Genomic DNA, 26680 nt, shown 5'->3' with positions numbered 1-26680 from the left:
TCGATATCGGCGGCATCTATTCGCCGGCCTTTTTCCCGGACCAGATCCGCAAGCCCGAGTACAAGATGGGCGTGACCTACGGCATGAAGGAAGGTTTCGCCACGCAACTCATGTTCACGGTGATCCCCAAGTCGCATCCGGCTGACAGCGATCTGATCCACGCCTTCATCAATCATTCGCTCGATGCCGGCGTGCAAGGCCGCATGGCTGCCGACGTGCTGAACGGCCCGGTTAATTCGAAGGCGGTGATTCCCGCCGAGAGCCGCGCGTTCGTGCCGAGCCCGCAGCAGATCGCTGAGAAAGCGATCTTGCACGACGACAAGTCGCTCGCCGCGGTGCAAGCGGCGTGGATCAAGCGCTACACCGAGATTTTCTCGGCATGACCACGATGCTCGCGCGCTTTTCGCGGCGTGCCTCGTCGGCGTCGGACGCTGTGTCAGGTGACGCGTCGGGCGCGGCTTCCGGCACGCCCGGCGCCCCATCCGGCGCACCGGACGAGCCGGCGTCCACGGCGCTCGCGAAAGCGCGGCCCTGGATCCTGCTCGCGCCCATCCTGCTGTTTCTTGCCCTACTCGGCGCAGCAGCGCTCGTCGTGCTGCGTATGAGCTTCGGCACTCAGGGCAACGAATGGCACGGCTTCACGCTGCAGAACTACGCCGATCTCATCGACGGCTATTTTCTGAAGTCGTTGTGGCTGACGTTGAAGCTCGCGTTCCAAAGCATGGTTTGCGCCGTGCTGCTGGCAATCCCTGTCGCCTTGGCGATGGCGCGCACCAAGTCGCGGCTGGCGCGGCGGCTGTTGCTGGCGGGTGTGCTGCTGCCCTTGCTCGTCAATCTGCTGTTGCAAGGCTATGGCTGGCTGATCATTCTCGGCCCGGCCGGCCTGCTCAATCACGCGCTGCTTGCAAGCGGCCTCGTCGAGCGCCCGGTGATGTGGCTGTATCGCGAACACGGCGTGTTGCTCGGGTTGATTCAGACGGCGTTTCCGCTGGCCGTGCTGCCGTTGTCGAGTGCGATGCGCGCGGTCTCGAGCTCGTATGAAGAAGCGGCGGCCACGCTCGGCGCAACGCGCTGGCAAACGCTTCGTCACGTGTTGCTGCCGCTCGCCATGCCGGGTCTCGTGTCCGGCGCCCTGCTCGTGTTCGCGTACAACGCCAGCGCCTTCGCCGTGCCCCTGCTGCTCGGCGGACGCCGCGTGCCAATGCTCGCCGTGCTGGTCCACGACCAGGTCGCGCCCTTGCTGAACTGGCCCGCCGCTTCCGCATCGGGCGTCGTACTGATGATCGCGACGCTCACGGTGATGGCGCTGTCGCAGCGCCTCGTGCGCCGTACGCAACACCTTGCCGAGGAGCCTCACGCATGAGCACGCCGATCCAGACTCCACACCTGACGCGTCCCCCGCGTTCGCCGCGCCTGCCTCGTTTGCCGATGACCATGCCTGGCCAGCTCGGCAAGGCCACCGCGCTGCTCGCCGCCGTCGTGCTGTTTCTCGCCGCGCTGCCGATCCTGACGATGATCACGATGTCGTTCAGCGCCGCCGACACGCTCGAATTTCCGCCGCACGCCTACGGCCTGCATTGGTACCGCGCGGCATGGCACAGCTTCGTCTCGCCGGATGCAAGCGACTCGCTCTCAATGGGCGCCGCGCTCAGCACGAGCCTGATCGTCGCGCTCTCGACGATGGTCATCGCCACGCTCGTCTCGGTGCCCGCCGCCTACGCGCTGAGCCGCTACCGCTTTCGCGGCAAACCCGCGGTCGAACAACTGGTGGCGTTGCCGCTCGTCTATCCGCTGGTGATGCTCGGCTTGTCGCTGTTGCTGGTGTTCAACGTGCTGCCGGTCGAACTCGGGGTGTTCCGCCTGATCATCGCGCATGTGATTCTGGCGCTGCCGTTCACCGTGAAAAATTGCGCGGCGTCGGTGGCTTCAATCGGCCCGGAGTTCGAGGAAGCAGCCTGCGTGATGGGCGCGAGCCCGAGCCGCGCGCTGATCGACGTGATCCTGCCGCTCATGCGCCCCGGCATTCTCGCCGGCATGCTGTTCGCGTTCATCGTCTCGTTCAACGAATTCACGGTGACCTTCTTCCTTTACGGCATCGACACGATGACGCTGCCGGTGTGGCTTTACAGCCGCACAGTGTCGTCGCTCGATCCGACCGTGTTCTGTTTCGCCGTATTCATCGTCGCGATCGACTTCGCGCTGATCTGGCTGCTCGAAAAGCTGATCGGCGACGAAGGGGTGGCGCTTTGATCACCCTTTCGATTCGCGCTGCGCTGATGCCTTTTTGCTGGAGCATTCGATGACCCATCTGACCTTGCAGGCTGTGACCAAGCGCTTCAACGCGGCCTATGCCGTCGACAGCGTCGATCTGAGCGTGCCCGACGGCAAGCTGGTGTGCTTTCTCGGGCCGTCCGGCTGCGGCAAGACCACGCTCTTGCGGATGATCGCCGGGTTGGAGACGCCGAGTTCGGGCAGCATCAACTTTGCCGGCCGCGACATCACGCATCGGCCCGCCAACCAGCGCGACTTCGGCATGGTGTTTCAGTCGCTCGCGCTGTTTCCGCATATGACGGTCGCGCAGAACGTCGCGTATCCGCTCAAGCTGCGCAAGACGGCGAAAGACGCGCAAGCGCGCCGCGTCGCTGAATTGCTGGAACTGATCCAGTTGCCGCATATGGCGAATCGGCCAGTCACGCAACTCTCCGGCGGCCAGCGGCAACGCGTAGCGATTGCGCGCGCGATCGCATCGCAACCGAAACTGCTGCTGCTCGACGAACCGCTCTCCGCACTCGACGCCAAGCTGCGCGAAGCGATGCAGGTCGAGATCCGCCTGCTGCAACAGCGTCTCGGCATCACGACGATCATGGTGACGCACGACCAGCGCGAAGCCATGACGATGGCCGACGAAATCGTCGTGATGGAGAAAGGCCGGATTGCGCAAGTCGGCAAACCGCTCGATATTTATCGCGACCCGGTCAGCGAATTCGTCGCCGACTTCATTGGGCTCGGCAACATCCTGCCGGTGACCTACGATGGCACGGGCGGCGTCAGTCTGCCGGGTGGAAGGCGCATTGCCGTTGCGCAACCGGCGCGGATGCCGGAGTCCAACAGCGATATCCGTCTGCTGATCCGACCGGAGGACGTGTGCGTCAAATCGGCGTCCTCCGATGCAGGGCCGAACCGGCTCGCGGGCACGGTGACTTTTATCCGCGACGTGGGGGCCTCGCTCGAAGCGACGATCGATTGCGCCGGTTTCACCCTGACCGCCGCGACCACGCCACGCGAAACGCCGGGGCTGACGCTCGGCATGCCAGTGCTCGCGGAATTGCCACCGCACGCGTGCAAACTGATCGCCGCCCGCGCGGCTCGTTGAAACGCGTCGATGAAACGTATCACTGCGGTACGCCACTGAAGCACAGCACTAGAACGCTCACAGCAACCCATTCCAAGACCGAGTTTTCGACAGAGGAAAGACCATGAATCAGCCCCACGTTGCCCAATCGAACGCACGCCGCGTCTTTGCCACCCTCGCCGCGACGCTCGCCTTCACCGGCGCCGGCGCACTGTGCGCCTTTTCGTCGGCCGCACATGCCGACGCGCTCGACAACATCGCCAAGTCCGGCACGGTCCGCATTGGCGTATTCGAGGACTATCCGCCGTTCGGCTCGATCGGCCCGGACATGAAGCCGATGGGTTACGACATCGACGTCGCCAACCTGATCGGCAAGGCGCTCAACGCCAAGGTCGAACTGGTGCAGGTGACCGGCGACAACCGCATGGCCTACCTCGCCGACCACAAGGCTGACATGCTGCTTTCAGTCGGTCAGACGCCGGAACGCGAGAAGGTGATCGATTTCTCGCAGCCGTACGCGCCCTACTACCTCGCCGTCTTCGGTCCGAAGACGCTGCCCGTGAAGAATGCCGCCGACCTCGGCGGCAAGTCGATTTCGGTCGCGCGCGGCACGCTGGAAGACTTGAGCGTGACCAAGATCGCACCGCCCACGGCGAACATCAAAAGATTCGAAGATCCTAACGGCGCAATTTCGGCGTTTCTTTCTGGTCAGGTACAGTTGATGGTAGTCGGCAACGACGTCGGCGCAACCATTCTCGCGCGTCATCCGGCGAACGATCCGGAGCAGAAGTTCTCGCTGTTCAGCTCGCCGGACCACGTCGGTTTGAACAAGAACGAGCCGCGTCTGAAGCAGAAAGTCGACGAAACGATTGCCAAGGCTCGCAAGGACGGCACCATGAACGCGATTTCGCAGAAATGGCTGCGTGCGCCGCTGCCGGCCGACCTCTAAACCTTTTTTGCGCGGACTGGCCAAGCCGGTCCCCCAAGGGGATCTCCTTCGGGGCGCCCCCCAGGGGACGTCCTTCGGGGCGCGCGCTGGAGTTTGACCTCACGATGAGCGCCACGCCATGACTTATGCGTTCGATTTCAGCGGCTTCGGCCTCTATGCGGGGTTGCTCGCGCGCGGCGTCGCCGTCACCCTGGGGCTCACCGCCGTCTCCACCGTGCTCGGCGGTCTCGTCGGCATAGGCGGCGCGAGCATCGCGGTGGCCGGGCCGAAGTGGGCGCGCTGGGTGGTCGCGACTTACGTCGAATTGATCCGCAATACGCCCTTCATCGTGCAGTTGTTCTTCATCTTCTTCGGCTTGCCGAGCCTCGGCATTCATATCGACGAAGTGCAGGCCGCGATTCTGGCGATGACCGTCAATCTCGGCGCCTACGCGATCGAGATCGTGCGCGCCGGTATCGATTCGATTCCGCGTGGCCAGGTGCGGGCGGCGCAAGCACTCGGCCTGCATGGACGGCAGGTTTTTCGCTACGTCGTGCTGCCGCAGGCGATCGCCAACGTATTTCCCGCGTTGTTAAGCCAGGTGCTGATCGTGATGCTCGGCTCGGCGGTGGTCTCGCAGATCTCGGTGCCCGATCTGACCTATGCGGCCAACTTCATCCAGTCGCGCAACTTCCGCTCATTCGAGAGCTACCTGATCATCACCGCAACGTATCTGGTGTTGTCGATCGTGTTGCGGCAACTCATGAACCGGCTCGGCCGCAACCTCTTCGCGGGCCGCGCGGCGCGTGGCGGCAGCAGCGGCAGCGCGCCGCGTAACTGGCGCACCCGCCTGATGTGGCGCGGCGCCCGCACTCTGCCGACGGAGCGTTGATCATGGTCGAATTCACGCTGTGGGACATCGCCCGCAATCTGTTGCTCGCCGCCCGCTGGACGGTGTTGTTGTCGCTGATCGCATTTGTCGGCGGCGGTGTTGTCGGGCTGATTCTGCTCGCGATGCGCGTATCGCCCTTGCCTTGGCTGCGGCGGATCGTTGTGGTGTATGTGGAAATATTTCAGGGCACGCCGTTGCTGATGCAGCTGTTTCTGGCGTTCTTCGGCCTGCCGCTGCTGGGTGTCGATGTTTCGCCCTGGGTTGCGGCAGCCGTCACGCTGACGCTTTATACCAGCGCGTATCTGGCCGATATCTGGCGCGGTTGCGTCGAAGCCGTGCCACGTGGCCAGTGGGCCGCGGGGGCGAGTCTGGGCATGACGTTCAGCCAGCAATTGCGCTACATCATCTGGCCGCAGGCGCTGAAGATCGCTGTGGCGCCGACGGTCGGCTTTCTCGTGCAGGTGGTGAAAAGCACGGCGCTTGCGTCGATCATCGGCTTCACGGAATTGACCAAGACCGGCACGATGATCACGAACGCCGCATTCCGCCCGTTCCCGATCTACGGCATGGTCGCGATGATTTACTTCGCGATGTGTTTCCCGTTGACGTGGTATGCGCGCGTGCTGGAGAAACGGGCTAAGGTCGGGCAGCACCGCTAATGCTTTCTGCGGGTCCATAAAAAAGCGGCAACCGTTTTGCACAGTTGCCGCTTTTTCGTTGTGAGCCCGATGTTTCTAGCGAGCCGCCTGGGTCGACTTGCGCAACTTCGCCACGTCAGCCGCCGTGACCGCCGATCCACCGTTATTCCAACCGGCCCGCACGAAGGTCAGTACATCGGCGATCTGCTGGTCGTTGAGCACCGGCGCGTACTTCGGCATCGGATACGGCGCGGGAATGCCGCCGATCACCAGATCCTCCGTGCCGTTCAGCGTCACGTTGATCAGCGAGGACGGATCCCTCTCGAGCACGTTCGGATTCCCGGCCAGCGGCGCCAGCATCGGCGCAAAGCCGCGTCCGTCGACGCCATGGCAGTGCATGCAATACGCCGTATAAACGCGCGCACCGGCATCGTTCGCGGGACGGTTCAGCGACACCTTCGTCGTTTGGCTGTCGTACGTATAAGGCGGCGCGCCACTGCCGCCCGCCGGCGGTAGCGACTTCAGGTACGTGGACATCGCGGCGATGTCGGTATCGTTCATGCCCTGCGTGCTGTTGTTGATCACACTGGTCATCGAACCGAACGCCGATGCATGGCGATTGGCGCCGGTCTTCAGAAACGCCTGCAGGTCCTGATCGTTCCAGCGACCGAGGCCGACATTGTGCTCACCGGTCAGGTTCGCCGCGAACCAGCCGTCGAGCAACCCGCCGGTCAGGAACGCGCTGCCGCTTTCATTGAGCGCCTTCTCCTGAAACGCGATGCCGCGCGGCGTATGACACGAGCCGCAGTGCCCCAGGCCCTGAATCAGGTACGCGCCACGATTCCACGCAACATCTTTGCCTGGCTTATCCTGATAGACGCCCTTCTCCAGGAACACCATGTTCCAGAACATCAACGGCCAGCGCATGTTCAACGGCCATTTGATGTCCGGCTCGCGGTTCGCCTGCTGCACCGGCGCCACGCCGCTCATGAAGTACGCGTACAGCGCCTTCATGTCGTCGTCGTTGACCTTCCCATACGACGGATACGGCATCGCCGGATACAGGTTGTGACCGTCTTTCGCGACGCCTTCGCGCATCGCTTTCGCAAAGTCCTCTTCCGTGTAAGTGCCGATGCCGGTTTGCTGATCCGGCGTGATGTTGGTGGTATAGATCTGGCCCATGGGCGTGGTCATCGGCAGGCCACCCGCGAACGGTTTGCCTTTCGGCGCTGTATGGCAAGCGACGCAATCGCCGATCTTCGCCAGATAGGCGCCGCGCTGCACCAGCGCCTGATCCGCCGCTTGCGCCAGAGTTTGCATCAGGAACGGCAATGCCACGCACAGCGCCGCACCGAAACCCTTGAATGTGTTTTTCATGATGGGCTCCCGTCAGGCGGTTTGCAGTTGACTGCCGACCGGCAATTGCCGCAGCCGCTTGCCGGTGGCCGCGTAAATCGCGTTCGTCAGAGCGGGCGCGAGCGCCGCCGTACCCGGTTCGCCGATGCCGCCTGGCGCCTCGCTGCTCTTCACGATGTGCACCTCGATAGGCGGTGTTTGATCGATCCGCAGCATCCGGTAGTCGGTGAAGTTGTTCTGCTCCACGCGGCCGTTCTTGATCGTGATCTCGCTATAGAGCGCGGCCGTGATGCCGAAGATGATGCCGCCTTGCACCTGCGCTTCGATCGTGTTCGGATTCACCACCATCCCGCAATCGACCGCGCACACGACACGCTTGACAGCCACCTCACCCTGATCGACCGCGACGTCGACAACGATCGAGAAGAAGCTGCCGAACGCATGCATCACCGAGACACCGCGCCCTTGCCCCTTTGGCACCGCGCTGCCCCAGTTCGCCGCCTGCGTGGCGGTATTGAGCACGTTCAGCGCGCGCGGCGTTTTGCCCAGCAGATCCTGGCGGTATTTGACCGGATCGACTTTCGCCTGCGCGGCGAGTTCGTCGATGAAACTCTCGACCACGAAGGTGCCGCGCGTCGGTCCCACGCCGCGCCAGAATGCGGTGGGAACAGCATGCGGTTCCTGGCGCACATAGTCGACAAGCTGGTTCGGCAGGTCGTACGGCAGGTCTGCAGCCACTTCCACGGCATCGGGGTCGAGCCCATGCTGGAAGGCCGGCGGCGCAAAGCGCGCCATGATCGACGAGCCGACAATCCGATGCTGCCACGCGATTGGCTTGCCGTTCGCATCGAGCCCGGCGGAGATCTTGTCGTAGTAGTACGGCCGGTACATGTCGTGCTGGATGTCTTCTTCACGCGTCCACAGCACCTTCACCGGGGTCGACACCTGTTTGCCGATCTTGACCGCCTGCGTGACCATGTCGAACTCGAGCCGCCGGCCGAAGCCGCCGCCGAGCAGATGGTTGTGCACCACGATCTTGTCCGCGGGTAAGCCGGTGACGGCAACCGCCGCATCCACTACCCGCGTCGGCACTTGCGAGCCGAGCCAGATTTCGCAGCCGTCGGGCCGCACATGCACCGTACAGTTGATCGGTTCCATCGTGGCGTGCGCGAGGAACGGTTGCTGATACACAGCGTCGACACGTGTCTTCGCGTTTGAAAACGCGTTGTTCACGTCACCGTCTTTGCGCGCCACCGCACCGTTGCGCTGCGACGCATTGGCGAGATCGTCGACGATCTGCTTCATTCCTATCTGCGCGCCCGCGCCTTCGTTCCATGTGATATCCAGCGCCTGCAAACCGCGTTTGGCGGCCCACGTGTGATCGCCGATCACGGCGACGGCGTTATCAACTTTGACGATCTGGCGCACGCCGGGAATCTTCTTCGCGTTGGTATCGTCGACGCTGGCGAGCGTGCCGCCGAACACGGGGCAGTTCGCGATCGCCGCGTAGACCATGTCCGGCACACGCACGTCCAGGCCGAACATGGCGGTGCCGTCCACTTTCTCCGGCGAATCGAGGCGCTTCACCGCGGTGCCGATCAGCTTGAAGTCTTTCGGGTCTTTCAGCGGCACGTTCTGCGGCGCGGGCAGTTTCGCCGCGGCGTTCACCAGTTGTCCGTAACCGATGCTGCGATTGCTGGCCGCATGAATCACTTGCCCAGCTTGCGCATGACAGCTTGCCGGATCGACTTGCCATTGCTGCGCGGCAGCGCTGATCAGTATGGTGCGTGCGGTCGCGCCGGCACGGCGCATCGGTTCCCAAGCATAGCGGATCGACGTCGAACCGCCGGTGAGCTGGCCGCCGAGCAGCGGGTCCATGAAGAGTTTTTCGTTCGGCGGCGCGTGATCGAGCGTGACCGAGTCGAGCGGCACTTCGAGCTCTTCGGCGATCAGCATCGGGATCGACGTGTAGACGCCCTGTCCCATTTCGACCTTCGGAATCACCAGCGTGACTTTGCCCGCCGTGTCGATCTGGATGAAGGCGTTCGGCGCGAACACGCCGTTTTGCGGCGCCTCATCCCCATCGCCGCCGATCACCGATTTGCCGGCCTTCTGGTCCTGACTGAAGGCCGGCATGCTGAAGCCTACCAGCAAGCCGCCGCCGGCCGCGGCACCGATCGTCACGCCAAACTTCAGAAAGGTGCGGCGCGAGAGTCTCCCTGCGCCACCCTTCGACGGCTGCGCGCCGTTTTGTGCATCGAGCAATCCCTGGGACATGTCAGGCTCCCTTCGCGGCTTGCTTGATCGCCGCGCGGATGCGGTTGTATGTCCCACAGCGGCAGATGTTGCCGGCCATGGCGGCGTCGATATCCGCATCAGTCGGATTGGGATTGCTCGCGATCAGCGAAGCCGCCGACATCATCTGCCCCGACTGACAGTAGCCGCATTGCACAACATCCAGCTGACGCCACGCCTGCTGCACCTTCTGCCCGGCCGGCGTGGTGCCGACCGCTTCGATGGTGGTGATTTTCTTGTCGCCGACAGCCGCCGCCGGCAGCACGCACGAGCGCACCGCGACGCCATCGAGATGCACGGTGCACGCGCCGCATTGGGCAATGCCGCAACCGAACTTGGTGCCGGTCAAGCCGACCAGGTCACGTAAGACCCACAGCAGAGGCATGTCCGGCGGTGCGTCGACCGTATGAGTCTGGCCGTTGATGTTAAACGTTGTCATGGGCGGCTCCGAGTGGGGTTTATTGTTTATCAGGTGGCTGTTTAGACAGAGACGTCGAACCAAAACGCAAAGACTTGCCGTGTTTATTCGACAAGCCGTGCTAATACGGAATGCGGCTACAGTTCAATGCGTGCAGTAGATGATGCGTAGCGCGAGTGCGCTGGAAGGGACCTGGAAATTGTAGCCGTGGATTAAGAAGTTCGCCGACAGCGTGCCCATGTCCGCAGGGTGTCCGTATGACAAAAAAGACTCGGCCGCAGCCCTTTCCGGAAGTGAAACGATATTCAAATCAATGCGTTACCATTGTCGTATTGATTTGAGGCGGCGCGCTTCGCGTACTCGCCTCATTCTTATTGAGGCATCCTCGAGCGATTTTGTTAGCATGGATCTGGCTTCACCTGATCGCCCGGTTTGATCCGGCATGACTATCCGAAGGAGCGGCAAGATGAACGACCAGCAATGCACTCAATTCCTCTCGGAAATCCGCAGACCGCTATTGGCGCTGCATAAGGCGATTCTCGACCACGAACGCGCGACGTACGAAAAGGAATTCGGCCCCGTGACGCCGGCGGCCTTCCTGCAAGTGCTTATCAACGGCTCGGCGTTCCGCTGGCTCACGCCGCTCTCCACGGTGATTGCAAACGTCGACGAGATTCTCGACGACAAGGAAGCGGACGCCGCCGATCGGCTCGCCGCAGCGGAAGCCGTCACCGGCCTCTTTTCTCCCGAGCAACCCAACAACGCGTTCCTGCCGCGCTACTTGCCGCTCCTGCAAGCCGACCCGGCGATCCTGCACCACCACGGGCAAGTCTCGCAATTGCTGCGTAGCGCTGAAGCGAAGTAGCGGGCGGCGCGTGACTTCGCCTTGGCTTCGTTGGCGTTAGCTGGGCGTCGTCGCCGTGGTTGAACACGGCAGCACGGCGTCCAGTGATGATTGAGACTTCGGCTCCCGAATTCGCTCACCATTGCCACGCGCGCATTTCGATCGATTACGCGTCGCCCCGTCGAACACCGAATCGACGCGTCCTCTACGATTACCAGGCTTCCCGAATCCAGCCAACACAAAAACACCTTATTTCAAGGTGATTTATGCTCGTTTCGTAACAGTCTGCTCTATCTGCGTAGCTCACCGTTCAATCCGGCGACGCCGCGAGTCGCAATCTTTTGAATTTGCCTGGCTTTGCTGACTAAATCAAAGGTGAGCTTTTGCGGGAGGCTTTCCGATGATGCGACGACAAGCCGGTCAGCGCGCTTTGGCGCGCCCTGCTAAGGTAAGCAGACTTTCTCGTGATACTCATCACCATGCAAAACTGGCCGCTTCCCGAAAGCTATACGTTCCGTAATCAAACCGTGCGTTTTCGCGTGACCGGCGACGGCCCGCCGCTGGTGCTGGTTCATGGCACACCGTTTTCTTCGTATGTGTGGCATCGCATCGCCCCGCATCTCGCGCAAGTTCGCACCGTGTATTACTACGATCTGCTTGGCTATGGCCAATCCGAGCAACGCGACGCCCAGGACGTCTCGCTCGGCGTGCAGAACGTGCTGCTGGCGGAATTGCTCGCGCATTGGCAACTGACGAATCCGGACATCATCGCACACGATTTCGGCGGCGCGACTGCCTTGCGCGCGCATCTGATTGACGGGTGCGACTATCGCAGCCTCACGCTGATCGATCCGGTCGCCATCGCACCATGGGGTTCACCGTTCGTGCAGCACGTGCGCGAACACGGCGCAGCCTTCGCTGGTCTACCACCGACTATCCACGAAGCGGTGGTGAAGGCCTACGTGCGCGGCGCCATCGCTCGCGACATTCCGGACGAGGAACTCGCGCCTTATGTGACGCCGTGGCTCGGCGCAACGGGACAAGCGGCGTTCTACCGCCAGATCGCGCAAATGGATCAGCGCTACACCGACGCGGTCGAAACACGTTATTCGCAGATGCGTTGCCCGACGCAAATCCTGTGGGGCGAAGACGACCAGTGGATTCCGCTCGAACGCGGCCGGCAACTGGCGGCGGTCATACCCGAGGCGCGCTTTCAGGCAGTGCCTAAGGCCGGTCATCTGCTGCAGGAAGATGCACCCGAAGCGATCGTCGCGGCGGCGTTGCGGTGGTTCGATTGAAGGCGCAGCCGATTGCCGATCGGTTCCTTACCGAAACACGATGCTCCGGATGCATGGATGTGACAAAGCAGCGGTCCCGGCCAATGATTGACCGGGACCGCTGCTTGTATAGAGGGGACGAAAAATCTCCGGCTAGTGCCTAACCGCAGGCTTAACCGCAGGCCTAGCCACGGCCCTGCGGCAAATACGGCATCGGATCGATCGGCTTGCCGTCGCGGCGCAGCTCGAAGCCCACGGAGACGCGCGAGTTATTTTCATCGCCCATCTCGGCAATCTGCTGTCCTTGCCGCACGATGTCGCCGATTTTGACCAGCAGCTTGCGGTTATGCGAGTAGGCAGTCAAAAAGTCCTTGTTGTGCTGGACGATGATCAGACTGCCGTAGCCATTCAGACCCGTGCCGGCATACATCACCTTGCCGTCGGCCGCGGCCCGCACCGGATCGCCCGGCTTGCCGCCGATTTCGATGCCGCGCGTTTCGCCTGGCTGGAAAGCTTCGACGACGCTGCCACCCGCGGGCCATGCCAGCGACACGCCGTTCGCATGCCGGGAAGTCTCCCGCGCGACTTCGCGCACCTCGGCGGCGCTGGGTGCGGGTGATTGCGCAGGGGACTGGGCCGATGCCTGCGCGGCGAGCGGAACAGGCGGTGCGGACCCTGTGGCAGCTTTCGCAGCTGCGGCTGCCGCGTTGGCTGCCGCATTGGCCGCATTAACCGCCCGCACCGTTTCCGGCGAAGCGACGCGCAGCACCTGTCCGTGTTTCAACCGCGAGGAAGACTTGAGGCCATTCCACGCCTGCAACTGCTTGACACTGCAATGATGATGCTGCGCGATGCGCGCCAACGTGTCGCCACGCTTGACGCGATACACCAAGGGCGGCGCCTTTTTAAGCGGTGTGCCGTCGTCAGCGCTGAGCTGCGCCGACGGGCCTGCGATTGCATCGGAAGCCGGCGCTGCAGCCACTGCCGGTACACCGGACGCAGCCGATGCCGCGCCAGTTTGCGCGCCCTGCTGTCCCACATTCGCACAACCGCTGACCGCCAGCGCGACCCACACGCCAGCCAGACTGGCCATCATTGTTCTGTCGAAACGCTTTCCCAACATGTTCGACTCCTGCTTTTTTATTGGCAGGTCGAGTGCTGCCCTGTCGCGTGCGATGCGCGCATTCTGACGAAGCGCTGCTTTCTTTCGCGACACAGCGAGGCCGCCTCGTGCGGCGCCCACTCTTGCCCTGCCGTCCAACCCAATCCCTTTCGCCTTGCCGGATACTCGGACACCGGAAGCCCGGATGCCCTATAACAGGCGATCTTCAACGAAAAGGGCCAGATTGCCGATTAAAATTCACGCGGAATTGTAAAGTGCGTTTTGCAAAAAACGTCCCGCCCCACACGTTTTGATACAAACCTTACGCGCGGTGTTGCAGACACGGTTGCGTGTGCAACCAGCAAAGGCCCGTAAACGGTTGCGCCGCCGGATGATCGGACGGCAACGTTTGCTTTAACGGCAAAGCGCCGCCAAAACTTGAATTACCGGTACTCGAGACGATGAGTGAGGATGGGGAAATGCGCAGGCGAGCGGACGGACAGACGTGCGTGCGCCCGCCCGGCTCGCAGCGACCGGCTTGACCTAGCTGTAGGTATGACCTTGATACTGCACGTAGCCAACCGGGTGATGGGTGAAGTGCAGCACCGGCAGAACGGGGTTTTGGTTGTCGGCGGTGGGATAGGCGCTGGCTTCGGCGATGTATTCGCCTTGCACCTCGATCGGCTGCCCGACCTGCAGTCCGGGGATTTCCTGCGCGAGCCCTTCGCTATCACCGTAGCGCACGGCGACGAATACTTCGGTGCCGACCAGGTTCTGCGTTCCGCCTTCGAACTTCACGACCGTGTCGATCTTGATGACGAATTGCTGGTGATTGGCGGCGTGGTGAAATTCCGGACTGAGGAACACCTTGCTGATCGTGCCCTGTACGCAAGCCAGCGGCGCGCCCAGCGAATGAGGGTCACTATGATAAGGAAGAGTCTGCGTTGCGAGATTACTCATGAAGTCTCCGTGAGGGGCATCAGATTGGTCTACGGCGAAACGTAGCGCGCGCCGCCGGGCGGCAGCGGCGCGATACCGTTTGAGCAAGCCATGACGCGTGAGTTCATTAGCCACCCACGCATAAAAAAGCCGGCACCTTTGACGGCACCGGCTCTTCCTCACATAACGCCTGACGCCAAACTTGCAGCGCCCCGACGCATGGCATGTTTCATCGCAATGCTTTCACCGCATCCGCCGTCACGTCGGCAGGCTGGCCGCCATACGTCGCGCGCAGATAATTCGCGAGCTGCGCGAGTTCCGTGTCACTGAGTTGCGTGGCGAAGCCCGGCATGTCCTGCATCCGCTCGATGCCTGGGAAATCCTGCGCGCCAATGCCGTCGAGCATCGCCACGATCAGGTTGTGCGCATCGCTTTGACGCACTGTCGAATTGCCGTGCATCGGCACCGCGACGTGCGGCTTGCCCTCACCGCCCAGGCCGTGACAGCCGGCACACACCGCGAGATACACATTGCGCCCCGCCTCGAGTTGCGCGGCATCGGCGGAGACCGATTGCAACGGTTGCGGCGCCGGCGCCCGATCGCCGAGCAGGTACGTCGACATCGCACGCAGATCGTCATGCGTCATGTACTGGCTGCTCAGATGCACGACCGGATACATCTCGCCGAAGGCCGAACCTTGCGGCGCGATGCCGGTGGCGAAGAACGTCTGCAGATCAGCCGCCGTCCAGCCACGCCCCGCCAAACCATGCGGCGTGATGTCCGGTGCGGCGATCCGGCCAAGCGCCGCGCCCGTCAGCGGCTTCGCCCCATCGAGCTGACCGAACTTGCCACGCGGCGTATGGCATTCGGCGCAGTGGCCGAGCGCGCTCGCCAGATAACGGCCGCGATTCCAGTCGGCGGATTGCCCTGTCGATGCGTCCGGCAACGTGTCCTTCAGGAACACCCAGTTCCAGAAGCGCACGCCAAAACGCATGTTGAACGGGAACGACAACTCCGGTTCGTGGTTCGCGACAGCTGCCGGTTTCTGCGCCATCAGATACGCGTAGATCGCATCGCTATCCGCGCGCGACAGTTGGCGGTAGGACGTGTACGGCATGGCCGGATATAACTGCTTGGTCGGCGTGACGCCGTCGTGCAGCGCCTTGTACAGATCGTCCGCGCTCCAGTTGCCGATACCGTGGTCCTTGTCCGGCGTGATATTGGTGCCGTAGAACGTGCCGAACGGCGAGGCCAGCTTCACGCCGCCAGCGAACGGCGCGCCATCCGACGTCGTGTGGCAGGCGGCGCAGTCGGCCGCTTTGACGAGGTAACGGCCGCGCGCGAGCGGATCGGCGGCGGTGGATTGCGGGCCCATTGCGGCGGCGGCCTGCATCGCTGCGACGGAGTTGTCCTGTTTGCCGCAAGCGCTTAGCAAAGCAGCCGTGCCAAGCAACAGCAGCGCACGACGCACATTCATCGAGGGGCTCATCATGCGGCGTCCTTTACGAGGCCGGGCGTCGTCATCACAACGTCCTTCACGGCTTCGTAGTAGCGCACGTAGCCCGTGCAACGGCAGATATGGTCGTTCAGCGCTTCGGTGATGGTTTGCTCGACCTTGTCTTTGGCGATCGGCTGACGCTTCAGACGTTCGATCAGCACCGTCGCCGCATTGACGAAACCGGGCGTACAGTAGCCGCACTGAAAACTGAAGTGCTCGAGAAACTTCTGCTGGATCGGCGACAGTTCGACGACCTCGCCCGCTTCGTTGCGCTTCGCGTGGCCTTCGATCGTGCGGATGGTTTTGCCATTGAAGAAATTCGCGCCCGTAATGCAGGTGCGCACTTCTTCGCTGGTGCCGTCCGGCTTGTCGACGATCACGACGCACGCGTGGCAGATGCCCTGACCGCAACCGAGGCGCGAGCCGGTCAGGTGCAGATACTCGTGCAGGTAATCGATCATCATCAGACCGGCGGGCACGTCGGTCGGGCCGACGATCTCGCCGTTCACCTTGACCGACACCGGCAGCGTGCGGAAATGCGTCAACGGACGCTCGACCACCGTTGCGGCCGGCGCGCTGGCAGGAACGCCGGCGGACGCGGCAGCGGCAGCAGAGGCACCGGAAGAGCTGGAAGCAGCGGCGACAGTGCCTGAAGCAGCAACGGCGCTGGCCGGGTTAACGCCGCTCGCGGCGCTGGCGGGAGTTTGAGTGGGGGCCGTCATGCGAGCACCTTCTGAATATGTTGCGGGGTCACCGGCAGGTCGGTAAAGCGATGTCCGATCGCGTGCGCGATACCGTTCACGATGGCGCCGACCACCGGAATCATCACCACTTCGGCGATGCCCTTCGGCGGATCGGTATCGGTCAGCGGCGGCAGCACTTCCCCAGTCTGGGTCCAGACGGCGACGTCCGTTGCGCGCGGCAACTGGTAGCGATTGAAGTTCCACGTGCCGTTGCCGGGGCCGTCTTCATAGAGCGGCAGATACTCGTGCAATGCGTGGCCGATACCCATCGCGAGGCCGCCTTGCAGCTGGCCCGACACGAGTTGCGGCGAAAGCTGATTGCCGCATTCCATGATCGAGTGATGCGCGAGCACATTCACCTTGCCGCTCGCTTCATGTACCGACAATTCGACCAGGGTGCCGACCGCGCTGTAGTACGTGACCGCCGCGTTGTTGCGCTGAACCGGCGGATAGAACACGCGCTGACGATCAAGCACGCGGTAATGGTTCGCCGTGGTTTGCAGTTTCTTTTTATCGGCCGAAGCGTTGTCGCCATATCGAAGCGCGAGGCCATCGAGCGGCAGACGCTCGACGCTGCCGTCGATCTCGAAGTCCGACTCGGTCCATTGCCAGCGATTGAATACGTGCACCGTCGCGCCCGTTACCAGACCCAACTCGTGCGCCTTCTTCGCGAGCTGTTCGAACGGCAGCGCTTCGAGCCCCGCCGCGGACAGCTTGCCGTCGACCCAACGCGCGTCCTCGATGCGCACCACCAGCGGCGCGGCTTGGCCACCGCCACCACCCTGGCTCCAGATCGCCATCGCTGCCGGCCACAAGCCGCGCGAGAAAACGACCCGTGCTGCTTCACGCGTGCTGTGCGTGAAGTAGAACGCCGAATTCGTCGCGCTCGAAGGCGACGCATAACCCGGCGACCAGCGCGGATTCGCGGCCAGCTTGTCCTGGTCCGCTTGGGACATCATGTACGGATCGCCGCTCGTGACGACCGGCAGATCGGGCCAATCGGTGATCGCGACATGCACGTCGGTGGCCGGCATGCCGAGCCACTTCGCAACCGCGACCGCCTGCGAGGTCGACATGCCGGTGCCGATTTCGGCAGCCGTATGTTGCAGGCTGATCTTGCCGTCGGCGCTGAACTCGACCTTCGCAAACGAAGTCTCCGCGCCCGTGCCGAAGTCCTTTTGCACACAGGCAAAACCAACACCGTAACGCGTGCCCGGATGCGCCCCTTCGAACTCCGCTTTGCGCTTCGCGCGATTCACCCACAGCGGATGAACCTTCGCCTTCTGCAACACATCGTCGACACGAATCGCGCCTGCGGGCACAGCGCCCTGGGTGTTCTTCATGCCCGAACGCAGCGCGTTTTTCAGGCGGAAGTCGATCGGATCGACATTCAGCTGCGCGGCCATTTCATCGATCATCATTTCGGTCGCGGCCATGCTCTGCAGCGTGCCGTAGCCGCGTGCCGAACCGGCGTCGATCGCGCGCGAGGCGATCGCCACGGCCGAGAGATCGTTCTTCGGAAAGTAATAGATCGATTGCGCAGCCGTCGCGCCGACCATCGCCACCGACGGCGAGAAGTTGCAACGACCGCCGCCGTTCGCTTCCATCGCGGCCTTGAACGATTGCAGCAGACCCGTGTTCTTGTCGACCGCGATCCGGTAGTTCATCTTGAACGCGTGGCGTTTCAAGGACGTCTGGAACTGCTCGTAGCGATCGTTGGCGAGACGCACCGGACGGCCGTCCGCATACATCGCGCAAACGAGGCCGTAGAACGGCACGTTGAAGTGGTCCTTCGATCCATAGCCGACGGTGTAGCACGGATGAATGAACAGGTTCTTCACCGGGAACGCGCACTTCGCGACCATGCCGGCGGCGCTGTCCGCGACCTCGGACGGCGCCTGAGTCGGCACAACCATATGCAGCGATTGCGTCGCGGCGTCATACCAGCAGTTCGCGTTGTCGGGTTCGAGCGCGGCCGTGTCGATCGACTGCGTGTTGTACTCGCGCTCCATCACAAGCCAGTCCGCCGACGGATGATCCAGTTCCTGCTGGATCTCTCCGGCATGGAACATGCCCTGCTCGTCGAGCTTGCCGTGTTCGACACCGTCCGGCCACACCGGCTGGTGCTTACGCATCATGCTCGGGAACACCGGCGCGTCTTTCAGGCTGGAGAAGATATCGTCGTCATAGGGCGTCTTGCCGCCGACGCGCACGAAGCGGAACGTGCCCCACGGGTCGCGTTCGAGCGGCCCGGTTTGCGTGCCATAACGGATGATCTGATCCTGGAACTTCAGTTTGTCTTTCGCGAAGCGGAAGCGCGCGAAGTCGTGATAGATCAGGATCGCGACCGCCTGGCCGAGATACGCGGGCGTCTTGCCCGGCGGCAGCAACATGTCGTCGCCGTAGAAGGCCGGGAAGATCAGGCCGTCGCGCGTCAGATCGTCCGCCGTCACTACGCGGTCAGGCTTCAGTTCGTCGCCGAGCAGCGAGAGATCGAAGCCTTCGTAGCTGCGGTCGGCTTGCGTCGTGCGCAGGATGAAAGCGTGCGACTGCTGCTGTGGCCAGTGCGGCATGTCGGTGGCGCGGACGTCGCGCGCGAACACTTTCGAGCCGGTCACTTTGGCGATCCCGTCGATGCGGAATTTCGCCTGACCGTTGGCGGCGTCCCACTGCACCGGTGTCAGAATTTTGTCTTCGAACAACGCAGCAAATGCGCGGCTGCCCATCGGCGCGATATACACCGACACACCCGCCAACACGCTGGCCTTCAGAAAACTACGACGCGAAAGGTCGAGTTTCCCCATGGACTTCTCCTTTAGTGAACACAGCGGCAACCCGATAGCAGGACGGACGCGGAACACAGGCCGGCGCGGCCGCACACTAGATTACACGCGGCGGACCTGCGCTGAACTGCTGTTAACCACGAGGGAGGTGTTCGAACCGCGGGCGCTTACGTGCGCCCGGGCATGCCGGCGACGTGCAGCGGACATCACGTCGGCGATGTCGCAGTCGATCTGATTTACCTTGAACTGCCGTGAGTTGCCTCTTCCTGCCCTACAGAGGGCAAGGGGCCGGATTATCTCGCTGTTTAGACACGCGGTGCGTCATTTTTTGTCTTCTATCTCGGAAATAACGGATCGGGTATGGACCGCTATCAAAGCGAGTTTATAACGCTTAGCCAAGCACGCGAGATTGTGATGAAGTGTTATGGTGGCGAGGTTATAACGCAAAACTAAGCACGCAAGATCGTGATGCCCAATGCCTCGAACGGAGCGGTATGCGCCTCCGGCGTGTTCCGCTCGACGACGAGCGTGCTTGCCGCAGTCACGTCCGCAATCTTGTACGCTGAGGCCGCATTGAATTTTTCCGCCGATGCCAGCACCACCGTCTCAGCCGCATGTTCCGCGAGTGCGCGTTTAATGTAGGCCTCCTCCATATCGCCGGTGCTCAGGCCCGCTTGCGGATGTATGCCGGTCACGCCCATGAAGTAGAGGTCGGCGCGAATGTGGCTGAGTGCCTCAATAGCGGCAGCGCCCACGTTGACCATCGAATGCCGGAACAGGCGCCCGCCGATCATGATGACCTCGAGCTCAGTGTGCTCCGCCAGTTCGACGGCGATGCTCGGGCTGTGTGTGACGATCGTCGCCCGTAAGTCGCGCGGCAGGTGACGCGCCAGTTGCACGGCAGTCGTGCCGCCGTCGATGAACGCAATCTGCCCGCGCGCGATCATGCCCGCTGCCGCCCGGCCGATCGCCGCTTTCGATGCCGATTCGATGCGCTCGCGTCCGGCGAAATCCACTGCCGCCGGCGACGCCGGCAACGCACCGCCATGCACGCGCTGAAGCTGCCCCTCGGCGGCGAGTTCGCGCAAGTCGCGACGGATGGTGTCCTCGGAGACGTCGAACTCCACGCTCAGCGTTTTGGCGATCACCTGGCCATCACGCCTGAGCACCTCAAGGATCAACTGTTTTCTTTGCGATGTGAGCACGGCGACGGTCCTGAAAGCAATCTGGCGATTTGCACGAAATTTCTTGTTTTTGCACGAGACTGCACGATACCATGAATTGCATGCGGTGCAGACCGCGTTTCCCAACAGGACAGGATGCGAGCCATGAACGAAATCGCCGGGCGGGTACGGATTGTCGACGTGAAAGTGCTATCGGACGACTGGTACGTGCTGAAGAAAACCACCTTCGACTACCAACGCGCGGACGGCAGTTGGCAGCGCCAGAGCCGTGAAACCTATGATCGCGGCAACGGCGCGACGCTGCTGCTGTACGACGCGCGCCGCCGCACGGTGGTGCTGACACGGCAATTCCGTCTGCCGGCCTTCGTCAATGGCCATCACGGCATGCTGATCGAAGCGCCGGCGGGTCTGCTGGAGGCAGCCTCGCCAGAGGAACGGATTCGCGCCGAAGTCGAAGAGGAAACCGGCTATCGCGTGCATGAGGTGCGCAAGGTATTCGAAGCTTTCATGAGCCCGGGTTCGGTGACGGAAAAGCTGCACTTTTTCGTCGCGGAATACGATGCGGTGGCAAAGGTCGGCGCGGGCGGCGGGATTGCCGACGAAGGCGAAGATATCGAGGTGCTGGAACTGCCGGTGGACGAAGCACTGGCGATGGTCGAGCGCGGCGAGATCGTCGACGGGAAGACGATCATGTTGTTGCAGTACGCGAAGTTGAACCTGCTCGCCGCATAAGCGGCAGCTCGCCGGTCACTCGACCGGACCGCCGTGACAGGCATGGGCGCTTATGCGGAGTACGGCGGGCGCCCGGCTGCCGCTACGGCTGTTCTGTCCGGGGCCTGTCCGCGGGCCAAACATTTCGGACTAGTCTCACGCGATTTTAGGAAAGGGACGATATGTTGAAGAACGTCAAAAAAATATCCTTACGGGTCCTTTTGAAGGCTGCCTCGCAGTCAAAGCGTTGCAAGTCTTTAAACGGAACAATCCTTTCCGTCAGTATATTTTTTTACTTCGTCAGCTTGATCAAGCCGGCGGATGATTTGAGGTTTAAGTGGATTCTCTTAATTCAGCGAACAGATTCATGGGTGGCTTCTTTTTCGGCACCGTGGTCGCTGCAGTCGTAATGGTGTTGCTGTGCAACGCCGGTGAATTTTCGCCGTTCATAGCGAAGCTGCATGCTTTGGAACAGGTCATCCTGACCGCGCTCATTTCAATCGTCATCGTCGATGCAAAGCCATTGGCCTATAAGACCGTCTGGCGTGAACGCCGTTGCAGCTTCGTACTCGATGAAGATCTGAGCGCGACCATTCGCGGCAGAACCTTCGGCATTCCCGCCGGCGTGGTCATTGGGATTCTGATTCAGAACTACGTGATGAACTGAACCGGCCGTGCCCGCCAGAAACCCACGGCCGGCACGCCCTGCCGCCGCCCCTAGAACTTATGCCGTATCGCCGCGCGCACCACGACCTGCTTCGACGTCGATGACGGCGACTGGGTGCCGACCGTGAAGGCATCGTCCAGAATCGAATAGGTGGAGTCGCCGGTCACCTGCTGGTATTCGCCCTGGATGTAGACATCGGTGCGTTTGGACAGGTTGTAGTCTGCCATCAGGCCGAACGAATGAATCTTCGGCTTCACGCCGCCGCTCGAGGCGTCGTAAGTTTCCATCGTGTAGACGTACTGCGCGCCGACAAACAGCATCGGCGAAATCTGATATTTGCCGTTCACCTCGAAGTTCTGATACTTCAGCGAATTCAACAACACGCCCGGTGGCGCAAGCGGCATCACGCCGAGATAGCCGTTGCCGGTCGGGTCCAGGTAGTTCGAGTTGGTGTACACGAAGCCGGCTGTGGCCGGGCCGAAGGTATAAGTAATGCCGCCGCCGAACACGCGCATGCGGGCGGCGATAAAGCTGGCGTCGTTCGCGGTGATCGCGCCGTTTGAGCCGTTGCCGGGGTTGTCGGCCTGCAGATACGCCGCGGCCACCAGCAGTCCGCCATAGGTGTACTGGCCGCCGAAACTGTACGCGCGATTGTTGGCAAAGTTGGTGTCGTTGCTGAAGCTGTAGACGCCGCCGAACTGGAAGCCCGAGAGCGACGGGCTGGTGTACTTGACGCTGTTGTCGAGGCGGAATGAGTTGTCGGTGTTGTCGTTATCGTACGGATGCGAGAACAGTGAACCGGCCCAGTTGCCGTTGGCCGTCGTCGGCGCCAGAAAGTCGACCACCGAGTCGTACTGGCGGCCGAACGTCAATGTGCCGTATGGCTCCGAGCTCAAGCCGACGAACGCCTGGCGGCCGAACATCCGGCCGCCCTGGTTAAGCCGCCCGGAACTGACGTCGAAGCCGTTTTCCAGCTGGAAGATCGCCTTCAGGCCGCCACCCAGATCCTCGGCGCCCCTCAAGCCCCAGCGGCTGCCTTGCGCATCGCCGCTCGCGAGCTCATAGACATGGCCGCGGCCGACATTGTTGGTGTAGTTGATGCCTTCATCGAGCACGCCATAGAGCGACACACTCGTCTGGGCGAAAGCAGGCGGGGAGAAAATGGCAAGCGAAGCGGCGGACAAAGCGGTGGAGACAGCCAGCGCGAACACTTGCTTGTTCATGATGATCTCCCTGAGCTCGAGTAATGGGGCAACTCGATCCGACCGCTTTCTTTTTGACGCTAGTCGAGGCGTTTTTTGACCCCGACGCGCTTTAAGGAAATCCTCACACGCCGTTGCGTCGCCGTCCATCGGGTGTCGTGCGCATATCTCAAAACGTTGCGAAATCTCCACTGCGTAGGGCAGCCCCTTCTTTCGCGACGCTTATTCAGGTAAACGGCACCGCACCGCCCGGACTTAAGCCGGCTGTCGCATGGGCGGCGCCGGCCCTGCACACCCCGTAGCGGTTTTGTCATGGAAAGAAATATAATTGAAAGCTTTTGCGGCGCCGCAGCGGAACTCCGCGCCGTCAAACGGGTCATTTTTACTGGCCGCTGCAACCGCGCCTCGCATGGCCGGTTCGAGCGGCGACGCGGATGGCCGCCCCGCGGATGGCCGCCCCACGGGTCGCGCATCCGCGGGGCGGTCGTCCGCCGCAACACCCAATCCAATTTCAAAAAGCTTGGTGAGACGCCTGCCGCGCTGGACTAGCGCGCCGTCGCACGGGGCTGCTTTTGGCGCCACACAATGCAAAAGTCGCAATCCCGCTTGATCGAACTCGATTTTTTTCGCGGGCTCGTCCTCCTGATCATCGTTGTCGATCACATCGGCGGCAGCATTCTGTCGCGCGTCACGCTGCATGCGTATGCGCTGTGCGACGCGGCTGAGGTCTTCGTGTTCCTCGGTGGCTTCGCCACCGCCACCGCCTACGCAGCGCTCGCCGAACGGCGTAACGAGGCGACCGCGCGCAGCCGCTTCCTGCGGCGCTCGCTCGAAATCTATCGTGCGTTCCTCATCACGGCCGGCTTGATGTTGCTGGTCAGCGCGGTGCTGACCGCGTTCAGTATCGACGGCCCGAATCTCGCCACCACCGATCTCGACGATCTGATGGACGCCCCCGTGGCCGCCCTGCGCGACATCCTGCTTTTCCGCCGTCAGCCGTATCTCGCTTCCGTGTTGCCGATGTACGCGTTCTTCGCGCTGCTGGTGCCGATGATCCTGCCGCTCGCGCGCAGCAAGCCGTGGCTGCTGCTGGCCGGCAGTGTCGCGCTGTGGGCCGGTGCACCGGCTGTCAACGCCTACCTGCCCGCCGCGCCGGACATGCACTGGGATTTCAACCCGTTTGCCTGGCAGTTGTTGTTCGTGCTCGGCGTGCTGGCACGTTGCCAGCCGGTTTATCAGCGGATCAGTGCACACCGTCTCGGCTGGCTGGTCAGCTTGCTGGCGTTCGCCGTGGTGGCTGCCGCGGCCTACTACAAGCTGTTTATTGAACGCGAGCCGCTCGATGGCAGCTTCAAACAAAACCTCTCTTACCTGCGCGCTGTCAATTTTCTCGCGATTGCGTGGCTCGTCGCGAACCTGATCAAACTCGGCTGGGCGAGGAATCTCGCTCAATGGGCGCCGTGGGTCGGCATGATCGGCCGCAAAGGACTGCTGTGCTTCATCGCGGGCGCCGTGATTTCGCTGGTCGTCGATTCGGTGCTGTATGCCGCGACCGACGGCTATCTGAACTATCCCCTCGGACTGGTGGCGGATGCCTGTGCGGTCGGCGCGCTGTTCGCCGTCGCCAGGGCGTCGGAGCCGCTCAAGCGCTTCATGACGCATCTGTGGAGTTCGCGTCTTGGAACGTCGCCCTGAGTGAGTGGTGTGCGCATGCGTGCGCGAGCTTTCGCTGTGTCTCCGCTTGCTGTGTCTTCGCTTGCTGTTTGCTGTTTGCCGCCTGTCGCTTGCGTGCCTAACGAGTTACCGCGTTGCCGCTTACCGCCGCTGCCGCTTGCCGATTTCCACTGCCGATACTTATAGCATGACAGCCGCGCACGACCTGCGCGGCGGCCTCCTACTTTGAAATGCGTCTATTCCTACATTCCGCACTCCTCGCGCTATGCGCCGCTGTCGGTGCGTCGGCGAGCGCCAGCACCGTCATCAGCCGAAGCTTCCATTCCGAAGCGCTTGGCCGCGACTGGGCCTACACGATCTATCTGCCCACCGGCTATCGCCACGACGCCGCACGCATTCCCGTGCTCTACCTCCTGCACGGCAATAACGGCGACGCCAACGACTGGCTCACGCAGGGCCACCTGCAGACCACCGCCGACGCGCTGATCGAGCGCAAAGAAATGCCGCCGGTCGCGATCGTGATGCCGCAAGGCGGGACGGACTGGTACGTCGATCGCAAGGAGAAGATGGAGACAGCGTTCTTCGACGATCTGCTGCCCGAGATCGAAACGCACTACGCGGTCGCGACGCAGCGCGGCGGGCGGATGATCGGTGGCGTGTCGATGGGCGGGTTCGGTGCACTGCGCTACGCCATGACGCAACCCGAGCTCTTTTGCGGCGCGCTCCTGCTAAGCCCCGCGATCTATGCGAACGAGCCGCCGCTCGCCTCGGCGGCGCGCCGCGTCGGCGTGTTCGGCGACCGGCAGTTTGATCCGCACGTCTGGCATGCGCTCAACTATCCGGCGCAATGGGAGCGGTACATGAGCCGGCCGTACCGCCTGCCGATGTTCATCGCCGCCGGCGACGACGACCTCACGATCCAGGCCGATGCGTCATCGCTTTATACGCATCTTCGGCTGGCGGGGAATCCGGCGGCGCTGCGCATCATCGACGGCGGCCACACCTGGGATGTCTGGAGCGCGCTGCTGCCCGCCGCGCTGAAATATACGCTGGGCTGCGTTAAACAGTCGGCGCGCGATCAGGACAAGTGAGCCGGCGAATCAGCAGTCCTGATTGCGCCGGAAAATTGCGTGCAACTATTGCACGAGATCGGTCCACAGCACCACCAGCACAGTCATGAGCGCGGGGCCGATGAAGAGGCCGAGCAAACCGAACGTCTCCGCCCCGCCGAGAATGCCGAATAGCACCAGCAGGAAGGGCAATCGCGTCGAGTTGCCGATCAGCACCGGCCGCACGAAATGCTCGGCGACGAACACCACGACTGAGCCGAACACCGCAAGCCCGATGGCCCCGGCAACCGAGCCTTGCGAAAACAGCCACAAGGCCGCGAGGCCGAACGTAACCGGTGCGCAGAACGGCAGCATCGCGGCGATCGCCGTGATGAACGCAAGCAGCGCGACGTGCGGCAAGCCGGTCACAAAGTAGGCGACGCCCAACAACACCCCCTCGCCGAGCCCGACCACCACCAGCCCCGACACCGTGCCACGTACTGCCGCCGCCATGCGCTCGAGCAGTTGCGCACCGTCGTCGCCGAAGCCGCGTCGTGCGCCTTTCATCAGCGAGCCGGACACACGCGGCCCCGCCTGAAAGATCACGAACAGCGTGATCAGCATGAAGGCGAACACCATCACGCCGTGCGCCGCGCGCGCGCCGAAATGGCGGCCGAGGGTCATCACCGTGGTGCTGTGCAGCCCTTTCATTGCCGCCGAGTCGCGCAGCGGCTGAGCGAGATTGGCCTGCCACCAGGCTGAAATCTGTTGCACGCCGAACGGCAAGCGCTCGATGATGTCTGGCATCGGAATACCGTTTTCCTGCGCGGTGTTGAACCAGTCATTCATGTCATGGGCTTCGTGCAGCGCCTGGACAATACCGATACCGACCGGCAGCACCACCAGCAACGCGACTACGAGCGTCAGCACCGCGGCGATCAGCGTCGTACGGCCAGTGAACCAGCGGTTGCGCTCCACCTTTTTCACAAGCGGCCACAAGGCAATCGCGATGACGCCGGCCCACGCTACCACCGCGATGAAATCGCGCACGACCCACAGCGCCAGCAACACAAGTGCGATGTACAGGACGAGAGACGCCGCCTTCTGCTTTTTCAGGCAATCAGGCGG

At 62.5% G+C, this 26680-nt stretch carries 23 protein-coding genes and 1 pseudogene; 13 read left to right on the top strand and 11 right to left on the bottom strand.

What is annotated here, in order from left to right:
• From GNZ12_RS30340 to GNZ12_RS30310, 7 genes and pseudogenes are all read left to right on the top strand, one after another.
• Positions 1-383, top strand: a pseudogene (locus GNZ12_RS30340) (ABC transporter substrate-binding protein); the annotation flags it as partial.
• The gene (locus tag GNZ12_RS30335; protein WP_172315821.1) at positions 380-1363 is read left to right on the top strand and encodes an ABC transporter permease; all 984 of its coding nucleotides are present in this window, start codon (positions 380-382) and stop codon (positions 1361-1363) included. The pseudogene GNZ12_RS30340 and the gene GNZ12_RS30335, both read left to right, overlap by 4 nt.
• Positions 1360-2250, top strand: a complete 891-nt coding sequence (locus GNZ12_RS30330) for an ABC transporter permease (RefSeq protein ID WP_172315820.1) — start codon at positions 1360-1362, stop codon at positions 2248-2250. The genes GNZ12_RS30335 and GNZ12_RS30330 overlap by 4 nt, the downstream gene beginning before the upstream one ends.
• Positions 2251-2299: 49 nt before the next feature.
• Complete coding sequence (locus GNZ12_RS30325; RefSeq protein WP_172315819.1) at positions 2300-3373, top strand: ABC transporter ATP-binding protein; 1074 nt, start codon at positions 2300-2302, stop codon at positions 3371-3373.
• A 103-nt stretch (positions 3374-3476) separates the two neighbouring features.
• Complete coding sequence (locus GNZ12_RS30320; RefSeq protein WP_172315818.1) at positions 3477-4301, top strand: transporter substrate-binding domain-containing protein; 825 nt, start codon at positions 3477-3479, stop codon at positions 4299-4301.
• 118 nt (positions 4302-4419) lie between these two features.
• Positions 4420-5172 (top strand): amino acid ABC transporter permease, encoded by a 753-nt coding sequence (locus GNZ12_RS30315; protein WP_172315817.1) that lies wholly within the window; start codon positions 4420-4422, stop codon positions 5170-5172.
• Between the two features lie 2 nt (positions 5173-5174).
• Positions 5175-5831, top strand: coding sequence for an amino acid ABC transporter permease (locus tag GNZ12_RS30310; RefSeq protein WP_172315816.1), 657 nt, complete (start codon positions 5175-5177; stop codon positions 5829-5831).
• A gap of 75 nt (positions 5832-5906) precedes the next feature.
• Here GNZ12_RS30310 and GNZ12_RS30305 read toward each other — a convergent pair whose 3' ends face one another.
• From GNZ12_RS30305 to GNZ12_RS30295, 3 genes are read right to left on the bottom strand one after another with little or no spacing between them, the layout of a single operon-like run.
• Positions 5907-7187 carry a cytochrome c gene (locus GNZ12_RS30305; RefSeq protein ID WP_172315815.1) on the bottom strand — a complete coding sequence of 427 codons (1281 nt, stop codon included), beginning with the start codon at positions 7185-7187 and terminating at the stop codon, positions 5907-5909.
• 12 nt (positions 7188-7199) lie between these two features.
• Positions 7200-9443 carry a xanthine dehydrogenase family protein molybdopterin-binding subunit gene (locus GNZ12_RS30300; RefSeq protein ID WP_172315814.1) on the bottom strand — a complete coding sequence of 748 codons (2244 nt, stop codon included), beginning with the start codon at positions 9441-9443 and terminating at the stop codon, positions 7200-7202.
• Between the two features lies 1 nt (position 9444).
• Positions 9445-9900, bottom strand: coding sequence for a (2Fe-2S)-binding protein (locus tag GNZ12_RS30295; RefSeq protein WP_172315813.1), 456 nt, complete (start codon positions 9898-9900; stop codon positions 9445-9447).
• 445 nt (positions 9901-10345) lie between these two features.
• Between GNZ12_RS30295 and GNZ12_RS30290 the strand changes: the two genes are divergently transcribed.
• Both GNZ12_RS30290 and GNZ12_RS30285 read left to right on the top strand, forming a co-directional pair.
• Entirely contained in the window at positions 10346-10744 is a 399-nt protein-coding gene (locus tag GNZ12_RS30290) for a hypothetical protein (RefSeq protein WP_172315812.1), read from the top strand.
• 458 nt (positions 10745-11202) lie between these two features.
• Complete coding sequence (locus GNZ12_RS30285; RefSeq protein ID WP_172315824.1) at positions 11203-12021, top strand: alpha/beta fold hydrolase; 819 nt, start codon at positions 11203-11205, stop codon at positions 12019-12021.
• 163 nt (positions 12022-12184) lie between these two features.
• Here GNZ12_RS30285 and GNZ12_RS30280 read toward each other — a convergent pair whose 3' ends face one another.
• The 6 genes from GNZ12_RS30280 to GNZ12_RS30255 form a co-directional block, all read right to left on the bottom strand.
• Positions 12185-13120 (bottom strand): peptidoglycan DD-metalloendopeptidase family protein, encoded by a 936-nt coding sequence (locus GNZ12_RS30280; RefSeq protein WP_407947741.1) that lies wholly within the window; start codon positions 13118-13120, stop codon positions 12185-12187.
• 525 nt (positions 13121-13645) lie between these two features.
• A complete protein-coding gene (locus GNZ12_RS30275; protein WP_172315810.1) occupies positions 13646-14062 on the bottom strand; it encodes a hypothetical protein in 417 nt (138 codons plus the stop codon).
• Positions 14063-14270: 208 nt separating this feature from the next.
• Positions 14271-15533: a c-type cytochrome gene (locus GNZ12_RS30270; RefSeq protein WP_235993928.1), complete on the bottom strand. Its 1263-nt coding sequence runs from the start codon at positions 15531-15533 to the stop codon at positions 14271-14273.
• Positions 15530-16261, bottom strand: coding sequence for a (2Fe-2S)-binding protein (locus tag GNZ12_RS30265; protein ID WP_172315809.1), 732 nt, complete (start codon positions 16259-16261; stop codon positions 15530-15532). Before GNZ12_RS30265 ends, GNZ12_RS30270 begins: the two co-directional genes overlap by 4 nt.
• Positions 16258-19086: a xanthine dehydrogenase family protein molybdopterin-binding subunit gene (locus GNZ12_RS30260; protein WP_172315808.1), complete on the bottom strand. Its 2829-nt coding sequence runs from the start codon at positions 19084-19086 to the stop codon at positions 16258-16260. Before GNZ12_RS30260 ends, GNZ12_RS30265 begins: the two co-directional genes overlap by 4 nt.
• 428 nt (positions 19087-19514) lie before the next feature.
• On the bottom strand, positions 19515-20270 hold the full coding sequence (locus GNZ12_RS30255; RefSeq protein ID WP_172315807.1) for a DeoR/GlpR family DNA-binding transcription regulator: 756 nt from the start codon (positions 20268-20270) through the stop codon (positions 19515-19517).
• 123 nt (positions 20271-20393) lie between these two features.
• Here GNZ12_RS30255 and GNZ12_RS30250 point away from each other — a divergent pair, with 123 nt between their 5' ends.
• Entirely contained in the window at positions 20394-20981 is a 588-nt protein-coding gene (locus GNZ12_RS30250; RefSeq protein ID WP_172315806.1) for an NUDIX domain-containing protein, read from the top strand.
• Positions 20982-21327: 346 nt separating this feature from the next.
• A complete protein-coding gene (locus tag GNZ12_RS30245; protein WP_216673425.1) occupies positions 21328-21627 on the top strand; it encodes a hypothetical protein in 300 nt (99 codons plus the stop codon).
• Positions 21628-21677: 50 nt separating this feature from the next.
• On the opposite strand, the gene GNZ12_RS30240 is transcribed toward GNZ12_RS30245, so the two are convergent.
• Positions 21678-22850 carry a porin gene (locus GNZ12_RS30240; RefSeq protein WP_172315804.1) on the bottom strand — a complete coding sequence of 391 codons (1173 nt, stop codon included), beginning with the start codon at positions 22848-22850 and terminating at the stop codon, positions 21678-21680.
• A gap of 564 nt (positions 22851-23414) precedes the next feature.
• Here GNZ12_RS30240 and GNZ12_RS30235 point away from each other — a divergent pair.
• Together GNZ12_RS30235 and GNZ12_RS30230 are read left to right on the top strand one after the other, a co-directional pair.
• Positions 23415-24524, top strand: a complete 1110-nt coding sequence (locus GNZ12_RS30235; RefSeq protein WP_172315803.1) for an OpgC domain-containing protein — start codon at positions 23415-23417, stop codon at positions 24522-24524.
• 209 nt (positions 24525-24733) lie between these two features.
• Complete coding sequence (locus GNZ12_RS30230; RefSeq protein WP_172315802.1) at positions 24734-25594, top strand: alpha/beta hydrolase; 861 nt, start codon at positions 24734-24736, stop codon at positions 25592-25594.
• Positions 25595-25639: 45 nt separating this feature from the next.
• Here GNZ12_RS30230 and GNZ12_RS30225 read toward each other — a convergent pair.
• Positions 25640-26680, bottom strand: a 1041-nt coding sequence (locus GNZ12_RS30225) for an AI-2E family transporter (protein WP_235993927.1), incomplete at its 5' end; no start/stop codon positions are given.

Source organism: Paraburkholderia solitsugae (assembly GCF_013177695.1).
Lineage (GTDB): Bacteria > Pseudomonadota > Gammaproteobacteria > Burkholderiales > Burkholderiaceae > Paraburkholderia > Paraburkholderia solitsugae.
This window is presented reverse-complemented; position numbering and strand designations above follow the sequence as displayed.